We start from the raw sequence: 17,508 nt of genomic DNA on the forward strand, positions 1-17,508 counted from the left end.
CCAGCGGGCAGTCCAGCGGTCTGTCCAACCCTGGCGGTCATGCTTGCCCCGAGGGGGGCGGACATGCCGCCCAAGGGGGGTTGATGAGATGTCCTTCGGAACGAACGGCGTCCCGATCATCGTGCTCGCGAACCTCGACGTCGACGGGCAGGTCCCGGCCTCGGCCGTACGCGGGGACCACCTGGACGCGTTCGACGACGTCGTCGACGGGCCCGGCGACCGGAGCGACCTGACGGAGCTGACGGTGCCGGGATCATGGTTCCCCGGCTCCGCGGCCGAGCCGCTCGTCCTGCGGCTCCGGCCGCAGGACCACCGGCGGGTGCGCGTCTTCGGCCTCGCCGCCGACGGCGGCTGGGTCCGCGTCATGGGCGCCGCCGCCGACCCGGCAGGCGACACCGGCCGGCATGAGCTCGTCCGGGGGCCGGACGGCGACGGGGGCCTGCTGGTCGAGGCGGTCGCGCTGCCGGGCGCTCCCGGTTTCGCCGCCGGCGAGGTCGTGCTCGAAGTGCTGCGCCACGGCCCGGACGGCTGCCTGTCCGGGAACGGGGCGACGCTGGCGCTCAGGATCGCGCCGTTCCTGCTGATGTCGAACGTGCGGCCGGTGGAGCGGGTGTACGTCACGTACACCCGCGCCGCCTCCTTCGAGTCGGTCGCCTTCATCCAGGACCTGGCCGAGGCGATCAGGAGCGTGTACGGACCGGCCGCGGCTCCCCTGGACCCGGACGACCCCGTCGTCACGCCGGGCACGGTGGGAATGCTGCGGGTGCTCGACGGGAACCGGTACGCCGACATCTGGCCCCAGGACGCCTTCGAGCTCGGCTACAGCGTGAGCCCGCGCACGTGGATGCGCGTCGCCCTGAGCAGCCCGCGCGGCGGCGCCCTGTCCACCTGGCTGAAGCGGACGTTTCCCGAGCCGGGCGCCGGGCTCTTCGGCGACCTGACCGCCCCCGGTCGCGGAGACAGCACTGACCAGCCCGGCAACCTCGAACTGTCGCCGCCGGTCGGCGCCGCCACCCCCGGGTTGCCCCGGGGCGTGGCGGGTCCCGCCGTGCCGCCGCAGGGTCCCGCCCTCTTCGGCAAGATGATCGTCGGCGAGAGTGACCGTCCGGCGTTCGAGCTCCCGGACTGCCTGGCCATGGACCTGGACGCGGGTGGGTCGTGCCGGGTGCTCCGGGCGTTCGCGGAGGCCGACTTCCCGCTGCGGCCCTCGGTCTCCTTCTCGCCCCTCGCGCCCGGCCCCGGGTGGCGGGTCCGCGACGAGGCGTCCGGGAAGGAGCGCGTCTTCCACGTCCGCCCCGGCGGCGGGCGGCTGCGGGTGCGTTACGTGCGCCGGCTGCGGCCGGACTACCGCAGGTTCCTGGAGGCCCAGGGTGCGCAGGCCCTCCTGCCCCTCGACACCTCGTGGCTGTCCGTCGGGCATGTCGACGAGATCGTGTCCGTCGTCCCGGCGGGCCCGTCCGGTTCCGGCTCCCGGCTGCTGATGGCGTCCCCCGGCCTGGCGCTGGCACTGCTGGAGGAGGCCGACCACCTGAACCGGCGCCGGGGAGCGGGTCTCACCGCGATGTTCCGGGGCCGGGAGTGGCTGGAGCGGGGTCAGGTCACGCTCTCCCCCGCCACGATGACCGTGCGCGAGTTGCTCACCACGCACAAGGACACCAACGAGGAGCTCAACAACCGCCTCCTGGCCATGGAGCAGCGGTTGTGCGACGGCCTGCGGCTCGGCCCGAGTGAGGAGCCCGTCCAGGTGCCCGTCCTGTTCCACGCGCTCGACACGCTCGTCCCCCACCAGCTCGGCATGATCAGCGGGGAGGAGGTCCACGCGCGCACCACCGCGCTCACCCCGAACCTGGCGAACGTCCTGGTTCTGGACCGGACCGTCGTCGCCCCCCGGCAGGAGGGGCCGCGCATGGCCGCCGCGGACGTCGCGCGCGTGCTCGACGCCGTGGGCGCGCCCCGGCTGTCGTCCCGTCGGCTGGCGCGCCTGCGCGGGCACCGGCACTGGGCGCGGCAGGGCACCCGGGTGTCCGACATGGCGCGGACCTTCGGGGTGACCGAGAGCCGGATCACCGGCGCACCCGAGAACCGGCGCCCCGGCCTGTTCGACGCCGGCGGCGCGACGGCTGCGGCCTGGACGCGGGTGTGGATCCCGGAGGACACCGTCGACCTGTTCGAGGCGTACACGCTCAGCGTGCTCTCCTCGCTCTGCCTGCGCGTGCGGTTCGTGGACGCCTGGTCCCCGTACCACGTGTTCTCGGGCGGCGTGCACTGCGCCACCAACGTCCAGCGCGTCCCGGCCGAGGCCGACGAGGCCTACGCGGGTCCCTACTGGTGGGAGACGACATCATGACCGGCGACGAGTTCGAGGCGCTCTTCCGCACGTGCATGGAGGAGACCGGCGACCGCTACGTGACCGCGCGGGACGCGCTGCTCGCCTCGGACGACACCACCGAGGACGGGCTCCGGAGCAGGGAGACGTCCCGCGACTGGCGCGAGGCCCTGGTCGCGGGCATCCTCCTCGCCTGGTTGCGCGAGCGGACGCTGCACGACGACATCCTGAGCCTGATGCGCGACCACCCGGTGCACAGCCGGTCACCCGGCCCTGCCGCCGCGCCGGGACGGGTCGCGCACATGATCGCGGCGATGCGGCCCCGTGCCCGGCCGGACCTCGTGCCCGCGATCCTGGAGATCCTCACCAAGACGCGGGAGACGGCGCCGGGGCCGGGCCCGCAGATCCTCACGGGCGCCCTGATCGAGCTGCGCGACCGGCGGGCCGTCCAGCCCCTGTTCCACGAGGTCACCGAACGGCACAGCGGGGACGAGCGGCTGCTCGCCGTGGGGGCGCTCGGCGTGCTCGCGCACCGCGACGACCCCGGTGTCGTCCCGCTCAACCAGAGGCTGCTCGCCGACCGGCGCGAGCTGGTCTCCGTACGGGGGAGCGCGGCGATGGCGCTCGGCCGGCTCGGCGACCCGCGCGCCGCCGAGCAGCTCCTGCGCGCGACCCGCCCGGACACCGCGCAGCCGGCGCTGCGGGAGAGCGCCATCAGGGCCATGGGATACCTGTGGCAGTCGCCCGAGGTGGCCGGGCACGGCGTGCCGGCGGTCGGCGAGGCCGAACTGGCGGACCGACTCGGGGCGGAGGAGGACGACGCGGTGCTCCTGGAGCTGACCACGGCACTGGCCAGGCTCCTGCTGGCCAGGGTGGCACTCCGGACGCCGGCACGCGGACCGGCGGACGAGGCCCTGGCGCGGGCCGCCGCCGGGCACCGGAACGCGGCCGTACGCCGCGTCGCGAAGGACTGGGGCCGCCGCATCACCAGAGGCGCGGCCCGGAACGGGGACGGGGTGACATGAACGGACCACGACAGCACGACGTCTTCGTCGATCGCGGGGCCCATCTCCAGGTGCTGCGGCAGGCGCTGCGGGACGCGCAGCCGGGGCGGCGCAACCTGGCCGTCGTCTCGGGACCGCCGGGCATCGGCAAGACCGCCCTGGCCGAGCGGTTCGCCGCGACCGCACCGGACGCGCGGGTGCTGCGCGCGGCGGGCGCGGAGACCGAGGCGACTCTCCCGTACGCGCTCCTCGCCCAGTTGCTGGGCGCCGGCGTCCGCGCGGGCCCGCCGCCCGTCGCCGCCCTGCTGGACGAGTTGGCCGGGGCGGGGGACGAGCCGGTCCTGCTGATCGTGGACGACGTGCAGTGGGGCGACCCCGCCTCCCTGGAGACGATCGCCCGCGCCCTGCGCCGGCCGCGGCCGGTCAGGCTGCTCGTCATCATGATCGTGCGCGACCCGGCCGCTCCGTCGATCCCCGAGAGCACGCGCCGCCTGTTCGACACCGACGGGACCGTCCGGGTCCCCCTTCCCGGGCTGGACACCGAGGCCGTCGCCGAGCTGTGCGAGAGCCTGCGCGGGCGCCGCCCGGCGCGCTGGGCGGCGTCCCGGCTGCGGGCGCACACCGGAGGCAACCCGCTGCACGTCCGCACGCTGCTCGCCCAGGTGCCCGCCGGCGTCTTGGACGACCCCGGCGTGGACCTGCCTGCGCCGTACCCGGTCACCGCCCGGGTCCTGGCCGCCTCGCGGGCCTGCGGGACGGCGGGGGAAGCGCTGGTGGCGGGGGCCGCCGTGCTCGGTGACCGGTGCTCGCTGCACGCCGCCGCCGAGGTCGCGGAGGTCGCCGACCCGCTCATCGCGCTGGAGGAGGCCATCGGCGCGGGGCTGCTGCGCGAGGAGATCGGCACCGGGCAGATCACGTTCCCCGACACGCTGGTGCGGGCGGCCGTGTACCAGGCCCGGCTTGGCCCGTCCCGGCGCGCCGCGCTGCACCGCCGGGCGGCCGAGCTGGTGCAGGACAGCTCCGAGAGGCTCCGCCACCGGGCCGCGGGCACGGTCGGCCCGGACGGGCGGCTGGCCGCCGAGCTGGCCGCCGCCGGTCGCCGCCGCGCCGCCTGCGGTGCCCTGCTGGACGGCACCCGGCACCTGACCGACGCCGCACGGCTGGCCGCGTCCGCCGCGGACCGAGAAAGGTACGCGCTCGAAGCGGCCGAGTGCCGGATCATCGTCGGTGACGGCGACGCGAGCGTGCTGCCCCCCGGTGTCACCGGCGGACAGGTCTCCCCGTGGCGCGCCTACCTCCTGGCGCTGCTACGTCTGAACGCGGGACGCACCGACGAGGCCGAGACCCTCCTCGACCAGGCCTGGACAGCCACCGAAACAGATCCCGCCCAGGCGACCACCGAGGCGGACGCCGCACTGGCGGATGCCACCAACACTCACCCCGCCCGGGCGACTACGGGGGCGGAATCCGCGCGGGCGACTACGGGGGCAGACCCCGTCCGGGTGACTACCGGGGCGGACGCCGCGCTTGCGGCGAAGGTGGCGGGACAGCGGGCGCTGTTGTGCCTGGTCCGGGAGAACTCTCGGAGCGCGCTCACCTGGAGCGCCGGCGCGCTGGGCGGCTCCGCCGGACCGGTCGCGCTCGACTTCGTACGCTGCGTCTCGGCCCAGGCCATGTGCCTGGCGGGAAGGGAACACGAGGCGCTCCGCGAGCTGGCCCGGCTCCCGGCGGCCTCGGGCTGGGAGCTGGAGTCGCTCGTCGGGCGGGCGACCGTGCGGCTGCGGCTGGACGACCTGCCCGGCGCGCTGCGGGACCTGGAGAACGTGCTCGCCGCGGACGACCCGCTGCCGCTGCGCATGCGGCTGCTGGCCCACAGCACGCTGGCCGAGGTCGGATACCACCGGGGCGACTGGGACCGGGCGCTGGCCGACGGCGCGCACGCCGCCGGGCTGGCCCGCGACGCCGGGCACGTGCTGCTCGCCCCGATCTGCCATGTCGCGCAGGTGCTCGTGCACGCCGCGCGGGGAGCGTGGCAGGACGCGGAGACGCACCTGCGGGCGATGACCGGCGACGGCAGGGGCGGCGACCTGTTCCGCGGCTACGCGGCGGCGGCCGCCATGCACGTCGCCGCGGCGCGCGGGGACGCCGAGGCCGTGGCCGACACCCCGCCTCCCGGGCACGACCTGCTTCCTTGGGCGGACCTGCTCGTCGAGGCGCTGGTCACGCTGGGACGGCCGCACGAGGCGGAGTCCCGGCTGGTCGCCGCCGAGTCCCAGGCCACGACCGCGTCGGCGCTGGCGGCTCTCGCGCGGGCCAGGGGCGGCCTGCACGCCGCCCGGCGCGAGACCGGCCCGTCGATCGCCGCGTTCGAGCGTGCGCTGGAGCTCCTGCGCGGGCTGGACCGGCCGTTCGACCGCGCCCGCGCCGAGCTGGGCTACGGCGCCTGCCTGCGGCGGATGGGCAAGCGGGCGGCGGCGGCCGCGCACCTGCGACGGGCCCGCGCCACGCTCGCCGAGCTGGGCGCCGAACCCCATCTCGAACGGTGCGAGCGCGAGCTGGCCGCGTGCGGGGTGGGCGGCCCGGCGCGCACGGCCCCGAGCCGGCCCGGGCAGCTCACCACACAGGAGCTCGCCGTCGCCCGGCACGCCGCGCAGGGGCTGACCAACCGCCAGATCGCCCGCGAGCTCGTCGTCAGCGTGAAGACGGTCGAGTACCACCTGAGCCACATCTATCCCAAGATGCAGGTCCGCTCCAGGGCTCAGCTGGCCGCGCGGTTCGCGGGCGGCTGAGCGAGGGGATCAGGTGAAGGCCACCGCCCGCCGCACCGACGACCGGGCGTCCACCCGGCCGAAGCCGAACCGCTGGTCCCGGCCCGCCTCCCCGCGCGCCCGCACGGCGGCCAGCAGGACGGCCCGGGTGGCGAACGGATCGCCGCGCAGCGCGGGGACGGCGGACTGGAGCAGGGCCACGGCCCCCGCGACGTGCGCGGCGGCCAAGGACGTGCCGCTGGCCGCGACGAGGGCGCCGCCCGGCGCGGCCGACGGGATACCCACGCCGGGCGCGCTGACGTCCGGCTTGGAGTAGGTCGCCGGGGCGCCGGACCACGGCACGGACAGCAACTGCCCGCCGCTGAAGGCGGCGATCGTGTCGTGCGGATCGGTGGCCCCGACGCCGATGCCGGACAGGTCGTTCCCCGGGCAGCGGCTCGCCCCGTGCCCGCAGTCACCGACGGGCGCCACCGGCACGACGCCCGACAGGGTCAGGTTGAGCAGGGGGAGCCGCCACATGTCAGGGTGACGGCCGCTCGCGTGCGCCATGCTCACCACGTCGGCGCCCTGCTCCACGGCCCACTGCGCGCCGGCGACGATCTGCGCGAACGTCCCCGACCCGCCGGGGAGCGCGAGCGCCGACACCAGCAGGGCGTCCGGCGCCACCCCGATGCGCGTCCCCCGGGCCGTCCCTCCGGCCAGGACGCCCGCGGTGTGCGTCCCGTGCGTGTCCGAGTCGTGCGGGATGGACACCACGGGCATCCCCAGCGCGTCGAACTCCTGGAAGGCCGCGACCCGCCCGGCCAGAGCCGGGTGGCCGTCGTCGATGCCGGTGTCCACGTGCCCGATCAGCAGGCCGCCGCCACGGCCGAACCCCTCCCACACGGCCGGGGCGCCGATCCTGGCCACCCCCCACGCGACGCCGTCCGCCGCCGGCCCGGGCTCGACCGGCGTGTGCGGCACCCTGGAGACGCCGAACACCGGGTTGGCCTCGATCCGCGCCACCTCCTCGTGGCGGGCGAGCTCCCGCAGCTCCGCCCTGGTCCCGGCGACCGCGACCGCCCGCGCGAGCCAGAGCACGCTCGCGTACGGCGCCGCCCCCGCCACCTTCGCCCAGACCTCCTGGAGCTCGCTCTGGAGGTTGGCCCGGAAGCTCCTCCCCCGGCCGTAGCGCTCCGTCACCAGCCGGAGCAGCTCCGACGGGCGGGTGGCGAGCCGCTCGCCGTCCGCGAGCGACCGGATCCGCGCCACGGCGGCCCGGTCGGGTCCCGCCGCCCGCGGCCGGACCAGAGCCGTGACGACCTCTTCCGCACCCGCCCTGGCGACCGTGTCGAGCAGGCCCTTGCCCAGCTTCCTCGCCGCCATGACTCACCCTCCGCACGGTGCGCGGGCCGGACCCCCGGACAGTTCTGACGCCGAAGGTAGAGGTGACGCCGCCCGCGTGCCCCAGGGTGCGGCCCAGGGTTTCGCCCCGGGCGCCGATCATCAGGGTTATCCCCAGGCCGGCACCTGAGGCAGGCCCGCCGGGCGCCGTTCTAAAGTCCGGAAGCGCCGCCCGAACCCCCACACGGAGGAGCCCGCCATGACACATCCCCTGCCCGAGATCGTGCACGCCCTGGCCGCGCCGCGACCGGCCGCCGGGGTCTCGCCCTTCGCGCTGGTCGCGCTGACCGCCGACCGGGCGGCCGCCGCCGTCTGCGACGACGCCGTGGTCATCGAGGCCGCCGCCCGGCTCCAGGCCGCCGGGTTCACGGTACGCAGACCGTCCTCGACGTCGATCGGCATCTCCGGTCCTCCCGGCCTGTACGAGCGCGTGTTCGGCTGCCGGCTCACCGCCGGGGAACGCCGCCGGCCCGAGCCCGACGGCGCCGACAGGGACGTCACCTTCGTGGACTGCGAGCAGGCGCGCACGCCGGGCGTCATCGGCACCGAGGGCACCGAGTTCGCCGCGCTGCTCGCGGGGATCGCGATCGAGGAGCCCCGGTTCCTGTGCCAGAGCCCGGCCGGGCCCGCCACCGGCTACTGGCATCTCCGCGTGCCCGCGGACGTGGCCCACGCGCTCCGCGCCGACATCGTCCACCAGCAGGGCAAGAGCGGTGCGGGCGTGCACGTGGCGCTGGTCGACTCGGGCTGCTACCCGCATCCGTACTTCACCGGCAAGGGCTACCAGCCCGTGACCACCGTGCTCTCGCCCGGGACCGCGAACCCCGCGGACGACCCCCATGGTCACGGCACCGCGATGGCCGCGCTCATCCTGGCCCTCGCCCCCCAGGCCAAGGTCACGGTGGTGAAGAGCACCGCGACCAACACGACCCAGGCGTTCACCGAGGCGGCGGGGCTGTGGCCCGACATCATCTGCTTCAGCTGGGCCGGGCACAACGTGACCGGTCCTCTGTCGGGCGCGGACGTCATCCTCTCCGACGAGATCGCGCTGGCCGTGTCGAACGGCATCACCGTGGTGTGTCCCGCGGGCAACGGGCAGTACGCCTTCCCCGGCCAGCACCCGGACGTCATCTCGGTGGGCGGCGCCCATCTGGACGCCGGCGGCAACCTTCGGGCGTCCGACTACGCCAGCGGCTTCACCAGCGACATCTTCCCCGGCCGGCGGGTGCCCGACATCGTGGGCCTCGTCGGCCTGCAGCCGAACGCCTCGTACATCATGCTGCCCACCCAGCCGGGCTCGTTCGTCGACGAGACCTTCGCCGACAGCGCGGACGACACCAAGTCCGACGACGGCTGGGCGGTCTTCAGCGGCACCTCGGCGGCGGCAGCCCAGGCGGCGGGCGTCTGCGCCCTCGTGAAGGGCTCGTGGCCGGGGATCTCGCCCACCCGGATGAAGCAGCTCCTCAGGGCCACGGCGAGGGACGTGACGACCGGCAGTTGCTTCAACGCCCCGGGCATGAACCACCAGGCGACGGCCGGGCCGGACCGCGCGACCGGCAGCGGGCTCATCGACGCCTACGCGGCCCAGAGCTCGGCCCAGACCACCTACATCGAATGTTCCATCCGCGGGCTGAACTGCGACTAGGCCCGGCCGTGTCCACCTACCGCGTCCTGCTGGTCAGCATGCCCTGGCACGGGCTCGACCGCCCCTCGCTCGGGCTGAGCCTGCTCCAGGCCGCGCTCCGGCGCGACGGCGTGGCCTGCGACGTCCGCTATCTCGGCTTCGACCTCGCCGATCTGATCGGCCTGCCGGACTACCAGTGGGTGCAGGGCCGGCTGCCGCACACCGCCTTCGCCGGCGAGTGGCTGTTCGCCGCCGCGCTCCACGGCGAACGACCGGCGGCCGACGACGCGTACGACGAGACCGTCCTGCGCGGCGTCCACCGGCAGCCCCCGGAGACGATCGCCAGGCTGCGGAGGCTGCGCGGCTCCTGCGCCCGCTTCCTCGACCGCTGCCTGGCCTCGATCGCCTGGACGGACTACGACCTCGTCGGGTTCACCTCCACCTTCGAGCAGAACCTCGCCTCGCTCGCGCTCGCCCGGCGGGTCAAGGAACGCCATCCCGGCGTCGTCACCGTCTTCGGCGGCGCCAACTGGGAAGGCGACATGGGCCACGAGCTGCACGCGCGCTTCCCGTTCGTGGACGTCGTCTGCGGCGGCGAGGCCGACGTGTCGTTCCCCGCCCTCGTCCAGCGGATGCGCGCCGGCGCGGCGGTGGACGAGGTGCCGGGCCTGATCGTGCGCAGGGACGGCGCGAGCGTCCGCACCCCGCCCGCCGCGCCGATCACCGACCTCGACGCCCTGCCCGTCCCCTGCTTCGACGCCTACTTCGACGCCCTCGGCGGCAGCGCCGAGGGCGCCGCCGTCCGCCCCCGCCTGCTGCTGGAGACCTCGCGGGGCTGCTGGTGGGGGGCCAGGCACCACTGCACGTTCTGCGGGCTGAACGGCGAGGCGATGACGTTCCGCAGCAAGTCGCCCGAGCGCGTGCTGGACGAGATCGAGCACCTGACCCGGCGCCACGGCCTCACCACGGCGGGCGTCGTCGACAACATCCTCGACATGCGGTACTTCACCACGCTGCTGCCCGCGCTCGCCGCCGCCGGAGCGCCTGCCGACCTGTTCTACGAGGTCAAGGCCAACCTCAGCGCCGCCCAGGTGAAGCTGCTCGCCGACGCCGGGGTCCGCGAGATCCAGCCTGGCCTGGAGAGCCTCAGCGACCACGTGCTGGCGCTGATGCGCAAGGGGACCACGGCCCTGCGCAACATCCAGCTCCTCAAGTGGTGCGCGGAGTTCGGCGTCACCGCGCGCTGGAACCTGCTCTTCGGCTTCCCCGGGGAGACCGCCGAGGACTACGCGTCGATGCTGCCCCTGCTGGACGCGTGCGACTTCCTCCAGCCGCCGGACGGCATGGACGCCATCCGGCTCGACCGGTTCAGCCCTTTCCACCAGGATCCGGAGCGGTTCGGGATGACCGGCGTGCGGCCCATGGAGGTGTACCGGTGCCTCTACCCCTTCCCGGACGAGGCCCTGCGGCGCATCGCGTACTACTTCGACTTCGACTACGCCGACGGCATGCGCCCCCTGGACCACGCCGGGCCGGTCATGAAGCGGGTGCGGCGGTGGATCGAGCGCGGCGGCAACGGCACGCTCGCGCTGCTGGCGCACCCCGACGGCGGGCTGGTCCTGGTCGACACCCGCGACGAACGGACGGTGTCGTTCCGGCTGACCGGCTGGCGGGCGGCGGTGTACGCCCAGTGCGACAGGGTCACGGCGGAGCGCGCGGCCGTCGCCGCCGGCACGGCCGCGGGGGCGACGGCTGAGGAGGTGCTCGCATTCCTCGCGGACTGCCTGCGGCGACGGCTCATGGTCCGGACCGGCGATCAGTGGCTGGCGCTGGGGATCCGCGTGCCGGCCAGGACGTCCGCCGACTCTCGACCTTGACGGGCACCCGGCTGTAAGTTCTCACTTACAGCCGAGGGACGGGAAGGAAGAACATGAGCACGGTCCACAGTGCCCACCCCCACCAGCGACTCACCTGGGTCCACCAGGTGACCAAACACGCCGGCGCACAGCCAGGACGGCCCGCCATACGGTTCAAGGGCGAGACGACGACCTGGGCCGAGCTGGACGAGCGCAGCCGCCGCCTCTCCGCCGCGCTCGAAGCCCGCGGCGTGGGCGAGGGCGACCGGGTCCTGGTGCTCCTGACCAACCGTCCCGAGTTCGTCGAGACACTGGTGGCGATCAACAGGCTCGGCGCCATCGCCGTCCCGGTCAACTTCCGGCTGGTCGCGGCCGAGGTCTCGTACCTCGCCGAGGACTCGGGCTCGTGCGCGATCGTGGTGGAGCAGCCGCTGGCCCCGGTGGTCGCCGCGGTGCGGGCGGGGAAGGAGACCGAGCTGCCCTGCCTGGTCGTCGGCGACGCCCCGGACGCCGCCGGCGCGGGCGCGGAACGCTACGAGGAAGCCGTCGCGGGCGCGACGCCGAGCGGGGCGAGCGGCCCCGCCGACCTCGGCGCGGTCGCCCTGATCATGTACACGTCGGGGACGACGGGCCTGCCCAAGGGCGCCATGCTCACGTACGAGAACCTCCTCGGCCAGACGATCACCCTGCTGCAGACGTTGCGTCCGGGCGCCGACGAGATCTGCGTCGTCACCTCACCGATGTTCCACATCGCCGCGGTCGGCGTGATCGTGCCGAACCTCATCTTCGGCTACACCACCGTCATCACGCCGACCGGCGCCTTCGACCCCGAGGCGTTCCTCGACCTGGTCGAGTCGGAGCGGGTCACCAACGCCTTCCTCGTGCCGACCCAGTGGCAGGCCGTGTGCGCCAGCCCCACGCTCCCGCAGCGCGACATCCCGCTGCGCACCATCTCGTGGGGGGCCGCGCCCGCGACCCCGGCGATCCTGCGGGCGATGGAGGCGGCCTTCCCCGGCGTGCCCAACGTGTCGGTGTTCGGGCAGACGGAGATGTCGCCCATCACCACGTCCCTGCCCGGCGAGGACGCCATCCGCAAGATCGGCTCGGTCGGCAAGCCCGTCCCCCTGGTCGAGGTGCGCGTGGTGGACCAGGACATGAACGACGTGCCCCAGGGCGAGATCGGGGAGATCGTCTACCGGGGCCCGCAGACCATGACCGGCTACTGGAACAACCCGGGGGCGACCGAGGAGGCGTTCCGGGGCGGCTGGTTCCACTCCGGAGACCTGGTCCGGGTGGACGAGGAAGGGTTCTTCTACGTCGTCGACCGCCTCAAGGACATGATCATCTCCGGGGGCGAGAACATCTACAGCGCCGAAGTCGAGGCCGTGCTCGCCGACCACCCCAAGGTCCGCGAGATCGCCCTGGTGGGCAGCCCGCACGAGAAGTGGGGCGAGACGCCCGTCGCCGTCGTGGTCCCGCGCGACGAGGCCGACCCGCCCACGGTGGCGGAACTGTCCGAGTTCTGCCTGACCCGGCTCGCCTCGTACAAGAAGCCGACCAAGGCCGTCGTGGTGAGCGAACTGCCGCGCAACGCCTCGGGCAAGATCCTCAAGAACCGCCTGCGCGACATGGTCAAGCAGGACTCCTGACGGAACGCGGAAAGCCCGGCCGGATGATCCGGCCGGGCTTTCCGCGTCTTCGAGTGGAGGTGGCGGGAATCGAACCCGCGTCCTTCAACCCCAAGACAGGGCTTCTCCGGGCGCAGCCTGCTGTGCTTTTCTCAGCCCCGGCGATCACGCAGGCGAGTCGCCGACGGGCTCAGCCACTGTTTGGTTTCCCGATCACCCCCGTGGCCGGGTCGATCGGTTGAGCCTTCTGACGATGCCAGATCCCGAGCCGAAGGCACTCTCGGGCTGACAGAGGTTTCGCTACTTAGGCAGCGAGAGCCAGGGAACCCTGGCTGACCTCAGTGCGCTTAGAATTGGCACTTGTTGTTTGCGGTCACAGGATTAACGAGGTTATGTCCGCAGTCCTCGGCCCGCTTCTCCTGACTTGCAAGGTCAAAGTCGAAGCCAGTCACCCCCTGTGGAGTTGTCAACACGATCCCGGAGGATCGAGCATGACGACGATACCTCTGACAACACCCCAGATGCCAACTTGATTCCCGGCGAACGCCGTGGAGCCCCCGGAAGCGCAGCACAGCAGCATCACGCCCCCGGGGGCGACCGGCAGGGTCGAGCCGGTCAATGACGGCAGGACTTCCCCCGAGATGAAGTCCTGATCTCATCACGACGACTGGTCCCGCAACCCCCCGAGCGGGACCGGTCACTCAGTAAGACGCAACCGGCCTGTCCGATGGTTGCTTCTTGTCACGAAAAAATCACGGAGTGTCGCCGAGGGCCGCGAAGAAGCTTCCGGCCACGGCGGCGGGGTTGTAGTTCCTGGTGAACACGGCGATGGCCAGGTCGCCCTGCCAGCCGACGAACCAGGCGTCGTTCTCCTTGCCGGTGGCGGCGGACGTCACGCCGTGGACGCGACCGCTGCCCGCCTGGGCGGGGGTGCCCTGGGCGCCCGCCCTCATCATGGCCGTCAGCGCCTCGCGGACCTGCGGGTCGAGCTGCCGGGGCGGGGGCTGCGGCGCGGGTGTCACCTCGTCGGCGGCGTCGGGGGTGTCGGGCGCGGTGACCAGCACCGGCGGCCGCCAGGTGCCGGACGCCACCGCCCCCGCGACCAGGGCCATGCTGAGCGGGCTCACCTCGACGTTCTGGCCCGCGATGGCCTTGGCCTTGGCGGCGTCGCCGTCGAAGGCCGGCCGCGAGCCGCTGAACGACTTGAGCGGCAGCTGCCACGGCAGGCCGATGCCGAAGTTCTCGGCGCTCCGGGCCAGGTCGTCGCCGGTCACCCGGCGGGCGAGCGAGGCCAGCGCGGTGACGCAGCCCGCGGCGAAGTTCTGCTGGAAGGTGGGCGAGGAGCCGGTGACCTGGGCCGCGCTGACGAACCGGGCACCGCCGACCGTGCGCTCGGCCGGGCACGGGAGCTTCTGCTTGGTCTGCACCCCGGCCTTGAGTATGGCGTCGGCCGCCACGATGGAGAACGCGGTGCCGGCCGGGAAGCGGCCCGCCAGCGCGTCGTTCTGCTGGTGCAGGCCGCGGGTGGAGACCGCCCTGATCTCGCCGGTCGAGCTGTCGACCGCCACCAGGGCGCTGGCGCGGGTGCTGGAGACGGCGCGTTCGGCGGCGACCTGCACGCCGCTGTCGATCGTGGTCTGCACCGACCTGTTCTGACGGCCGGGCCACTGCTGCAGCGACGCCACCTCCTCGCCGGTGTTGAGGTCGAGGATGATCACCTGGGTCTCGGTGGAGCCGGTCAGGTAGCCCTGGTAGGCCTGCTGGAGCCCGCTCTGGCCGATCGAGTCGCCGGCCCGCTGGGGGCCGCCGAGCTTCTGCTCGGTCTCCGGGGTGAGCGCGCTGACCCGGCCGACGATCTGCTTGGGGCTCGCGGGGTCGACGGGCTGCTTCTCCGTGACGGTCTTGACCTCGGGGATGGCGTCGAGCTTCTGTCTCACCGACTGGTAGCGGGTGCGGCCGAAGGTGATCAGCGGCACGGTCTCGTTGGGCGGCGCGGACCGGATCCGGCTGAGCAGCCGGTCCTCCGCGTATCCGGTGATCTGGGACAGCTGCTTGACGACCTCCTCGGCGCGGTCGCCGAGCTGGGCGGGCACCACGCCGGCCACGTACAGGAACATGTCCTGCTGCAGCGGGTCGCCGCCGCGGTCGAGGACCGGCTGGCGCGGCTTCGGCTTGGCCTTGACCGCGAACCGCTGCCCCTCCTTGAGCTGGGGGTGCAGCACCGCCGGCGACCACTTCACCTTCCACATGCCGTCGTCGAGACGGAGCGGCAGCACGCTGTCGTACGTCCACAAGGGGTTGTTGTCGCCCAGGTCGACCTCGACGCCGAACTCGGCCTGCGACTCGTCGCCGGTCACCCGCACGCTCTTGATGCGGAACCGGAACGAGGCCGCGTCGAGCTGCAGCTTGGCGTCCGACAGCGCCTTGCGCACGACGGCGGGGTCACCGTCGGCGCGGGAGGCGGCCAGCTCGTAGTCGTTGGACTGCCAGCCGACGAGGAAGTCGCGCACCGCGTCGTGCGGCGACGCCTCCTCGAAGCAGCCGGTCAAGGTCATGCTCGCGATCGCCAGCGTGACGGTCGCGGCCAGCGTGCGGCGGACTCGGTTCATCGGTTGCGGTGACGCAGCGCCCGGGCCATCTCGCGCTTGGCCTGCTTCTCGGCCAGCGACTGCCGCTTGTCCCAGTCCTTCTTGCCTCTCGCGACGCCGATCTCGATCTTGGCCTTGCCGTCCTTGAAGTAGAGCTGGAGCGGTACGATCGTGAGCCCGCCCTCCTTGACCCGGGTGGCGAGCTTGTCGATCTCCTTGCGGTGGAGCAGGAGCTTGCGCTTGCGGCGGGCTGCGTGGTTGGTCCAGGTGCCCTGCGCGTATTCGGGGATGTGGACGTTGAACAGCCACGCTTCGCCGCCTTCGACGCTGGCGTAGCCGTCGACCAGTGAGGCGCGGCCCTCCCGCAACGACTTCACCTCCGTGCCCTGCAGGACCAGCCCCGCCTCGAAGGTGTCTTCGATGTGGTAGTCGTGCCGGGCACGCTTGTTCTGGGCGATGACCTTTCGCCCGGTCTCACGTGGCATGCTTCGACCTTACCGGCGTTTCGTCAGACCCTGAGGTATCGGCGGAGAGTGACGAACGATGCCAGGACACAGATCACCACACCGATGATCATAGTCAGGGTGATCACCGAGGCCACGTCGTCCCAGCCGATCTGCGCCCCGCCGGACGACAGATACTGGGCGACCTCGTCGAACATGAAGACCTTGGTCACGATCAGCATGACCGCGGCGAACACGCCGCCGATCAGGCCCGCGATCATGCCTTCCATGACGAAGGGCAGCTGGATGTAGAGGTTGGAGGCCCCGACCAGCCGCATGATGCCCGTCTCCCGACGGCGGTTGAACGCCGACAACCGCACCGTGTTGCCGATCAGCAGCGCGGCGGCGAGCACCAGGATGACGGCCACGATCAGGGCGGCCCAGCGCACCTTGTCGAGCATGGTGAAGAACTGGCTGATCAGGTCTCTCTGGTTGACCACCTGCGAGACGCCCGGCTGTCCCTGCAACGCCTGGATCACCGGCTGGTAGTTGTCCGGGTTGGCCAGCTTGACCCGGAACGAGGTCGGCATGTCCTCGACCTTGGTGGCGTCGCGCATGGGCTGGTTGGCGCTGAAGGCCTCCTGGAAGTTCTTGAAGGCCGTCGCCTGGTCCTCGTAGAAGACCTGCTCGACTCCGGGAAGCCCTTCGATCTGCTTCTGCAGCGCCTGGGTCTGCGCCTGGGTGACGGCCTTGCCCTTGCAGGCGGGCATGTCACTGTTCTTGGTGCAGAGGAAGACGGATACTTCGACCTTGTCGTACCAGTAGGTCGTCATCATGCCGACCTGGGCGTTGATCATCAAGCCGACGCCCAGCATCGCCATGCCGACCGCGACGGTGATGATGACCGCGATCGTCATGGTCAGGTTGCGACGGAGGCCGATCCAGACCTCGGAGAAGATGAAGTTCGCCCGCATGATTGTGTCTACTGCTCCCTGTCAGTACGCCTGGCCGTACACGCCACGCGACTGGTCGCGGACGATCTTGCCGTCCTCCAGCTCCACGACACGCTTGCGCATGGAGTCGACGATGGCCGCGTCGTGCGTGGCCATGACGACCGTGGTGCCGGTCCTGTTGATCCGGTCGAGCACCTTCATGATGCCGATGCTCGTCGCGGGGTCGATGTTGCCCGTCGGCTCGTCGGCCAGCAGGATCATGGGCCGGTTGACGAACGCCCGGGCCATGGCGACGCGCTGCTGCTCGCCGCCGGACAGCTCGTCGGGCATGCGGTGGGCCTTGCCTTCCAGGCCGACCAGCTCGATGACCTCCGGCACCACCTTGCGGATGAACCGCCGCGGCTTGCCGATGACCTCGAGCGCGAACGCCACGTTCTCGTAGACGTTCTTGTTCGGGAGCAGCCTGAAGTCCTGGAACACGCAGCCGATGCGGCGGCGCAGGTGAGGCACCTTGAAGTTGGAGAGGCGGGCCAGGTCCTTGCCGGCGACGTGGATCGCGCCGGAGTTGGGCCGCTCCTCCTTGAGAATCAGACGGAGGAAGGTGGACTTGCCTGATCCCGAAGGACCGACGAGGAACACGAACTCACCCTTGTCCACGTCGACAGAGACGTGGTCCAGGGCGGGCCTGTTCTGGTTCGCGTAGACCTTGGTGACATTATCGAAATGGATCACGAGAGCATCACGGCATGCCAGTCTAGGGGTCAGGACGGAAGCGAGGGTGGCACATGCCCACTTCCCGCCACGCACCGATCGGGGACGCCCAGCTTTACCATTGATCGACGTTCCGATTGGCTGGAGCACAGTCTAGAGGGAAGACTGGCATGGAACGTCCATAACGGAAACAAAACGATTGTGCGGCTAGACTTGGGGCTGAC

Annotated in this window: 11 protein-coding genes and 1 other RNA gene; 6 read left to right on the forward strand and 6 right to left on the reverse strand. The window is 72.5% G+C overall.

Annotated features, from left to right (window positions below):
* The first annotated feature begins 88 nt into the window (after window positions 1-88).
* Genes FR742_RS30730 through FR742_RS30740 form a run of 3 tightly spaced genes read left to right on the forward strand, consistent with a single transcriptional unit; the run spans window position 89 to window position 6,119 of the window.
* Window positions 89-2,347 carry a protein-arginine deiminase family protein gene (locus tag FR742_RS30730; RefSeq protein WP_148034173.1) on the forward strand — a complete coding sequence of 753 codons (2,259 nt, stop codon included), beginning with the start codon at window positions 89-91 and terminating at the stop codon, window positions 2,345-2,347.
* Window positions 2,344-3,351: a HEAT repeat domain-containing protein gene (locus tag FR742_RS30735; RefSeq protein ID WP_148034174.1), complete on the forward strand. Its 1,008-nt coding sequence runs from the start codon at window positions 2,344-2,346 to the stop codon at window positions 3,349-3,351. Before FR742_RS30730 ends, FR742_RS30735 begins: the two co-directional genes overlap by 4 nt.
* Window positions 3,348-6,119: a LuxR family transcriptional regulator gene (locus tag FR742_RS30740; RefSeq protein ID WP_148034175.1), complete on the forward strand. Its 2,772-nt coding sequence runs from the start codon at window positions 3,348-3,350 to the stop codon at window positions 6,117-6,119. The genes FR742_RS30735 and FR742_RS30740 overlap by 4 nt, the downstream gene beginning before the upstream one ends.
* Window positions 6,120-6,128: 9 nt before the next feature.
* Here the strand turns inward: FR742_RS30740 and FR742_RS30745 are convergent, their stop codons facing one another.
* Window positions 6,129-7,463, reverse strand: coding sequence for a S8 family serine peptidase (locus tag FR742_RS30745; protein WP_148034176.1), 1,335 nt, complete (start codon window positions 7,461-7,463; stop codon window positions 6,129-6,131).
* A gap of 217 nt (window positions 7,464-7,680) precedes the next feature.
* Between FR742_RS30745 and FR742_RS30750 the strand changes: the two genes are divergently transcribed.
* From FR742_RS30750 to FR742_RS30760, 3 genes are read left to right on the forward strand one after another with little or no spacing between them, the layout of a single operon-like run.
* Window positions 7,681-9,126: a S8 family serine peptidase gene (locus FR742_RS30750; protein ID WP_148034177.1), complete on the forward strand. Its 1,446-nt coding sequence runs from the start codon at window positions 7,681-7,683 to the stop codon at window positions 9,124-9,126.
* An 8-nt stretch (window positions 9,127-9,134) separates the two neighbouring features.
* Entirely contained in the window at window positions 9,135-10,982 is a 1,848-nt protein-coding gene (locus FR742_RS30755) for a RiPP maturation radical SAM C-methyltransferase (protein WP_187281376.1), read from the forward strand.
* 53 nt (window positions 10,983-11,035) lie between these two features.
* Window positions 11,036-12,610 (forward strand): long-chain-fatty-acid--CoA ligase, encoded by a 1,575-nt coding sequence (locus tag FR742_RS30760; protein ID WP_148034179.1) that lies wholly within the window; start codon window positions 11,036-11,038, stop codon window positions 12,608-12,610.
* Between the two features lie 51 nt (window positions 12,611-12,661).
* On the opposite strand, the gene ssrA is transcribed toward FR742_RS30760, so the two are convergent.
* The 5 genes from ssrA to ftsE all read right to left on the reverse strand — a co-directional run bounded on the left by ssrA (window position 12,662) and on the right by ftsE (window position 17,305).
* Window positions 12,662-13,045: a transfer-messenger RNA gene (ssrA, locus tag FR742_RS30765) on the reverse strand.
* A gap of 296 nt (window positions 13,046-13,341) precedes the next feature.
* Window positions 13,342-15,198, reverse strand: coding sequence for a penicillin-binding transpeptidase domain-containing protein (locus FR742_RS30770; RefSeq protein ID WP_148034180.1), 1,857 nt, complete (start codon window positions 15,196-15,198; stop codon window positions 13,342-13,344).
* Entirely contained in the window at window positions 15,195-15,662 is a 468-nt protein-coding gene (gene smpB, locus FR742_RS30775) for an SsrA-binding protein SmpB (RefSeq protein ID WP_148034181.1), read from the reverse strand. The genes FR742_RS30770 and smpB overlap by 4 nt, the downstream gene beginning before the upstream one ends.
* A 23-nt stretch (window positions 15,663-15,685) precedes the next feature.
* Window positions 15,686-16,594, reverse strand: coding sequence for a permease-like cell division protein FtsX (gene ftsX / locus FR742_RS30780; RefSeq protein WP_148034182.1), 909 nt, complete (start codon window positions 16,592-16,594; stop codon window positions 15,686-15,688).
* Between the two features lie 21 nt (window positions 16,595-16,615).
* Window positions 16,616-17,305 (reverse strand): cell division ATP-binding protein FtsE, encoded by a 690-nt coding sequence (gene ftsE, locus FR742_RS30785; protein WP_091079803.1) that lies wholly within the window; start codon window positions 17,303-17,305, stop codon window positions 16,616-16,618.
* Window positions 17,306-17,508: the final 203 nt, after the last annotated feature.

This window comes from Nonomuraea sp. C10, from assembly GCF_008017515.1.
GTDB classification, from domain to species: Bacteria; Actinomycetota; Actinomycetes; order Streptosporangiales; family Streptosporangiaceae; genus Nonomuraea; species Nonomuraea ferruginea.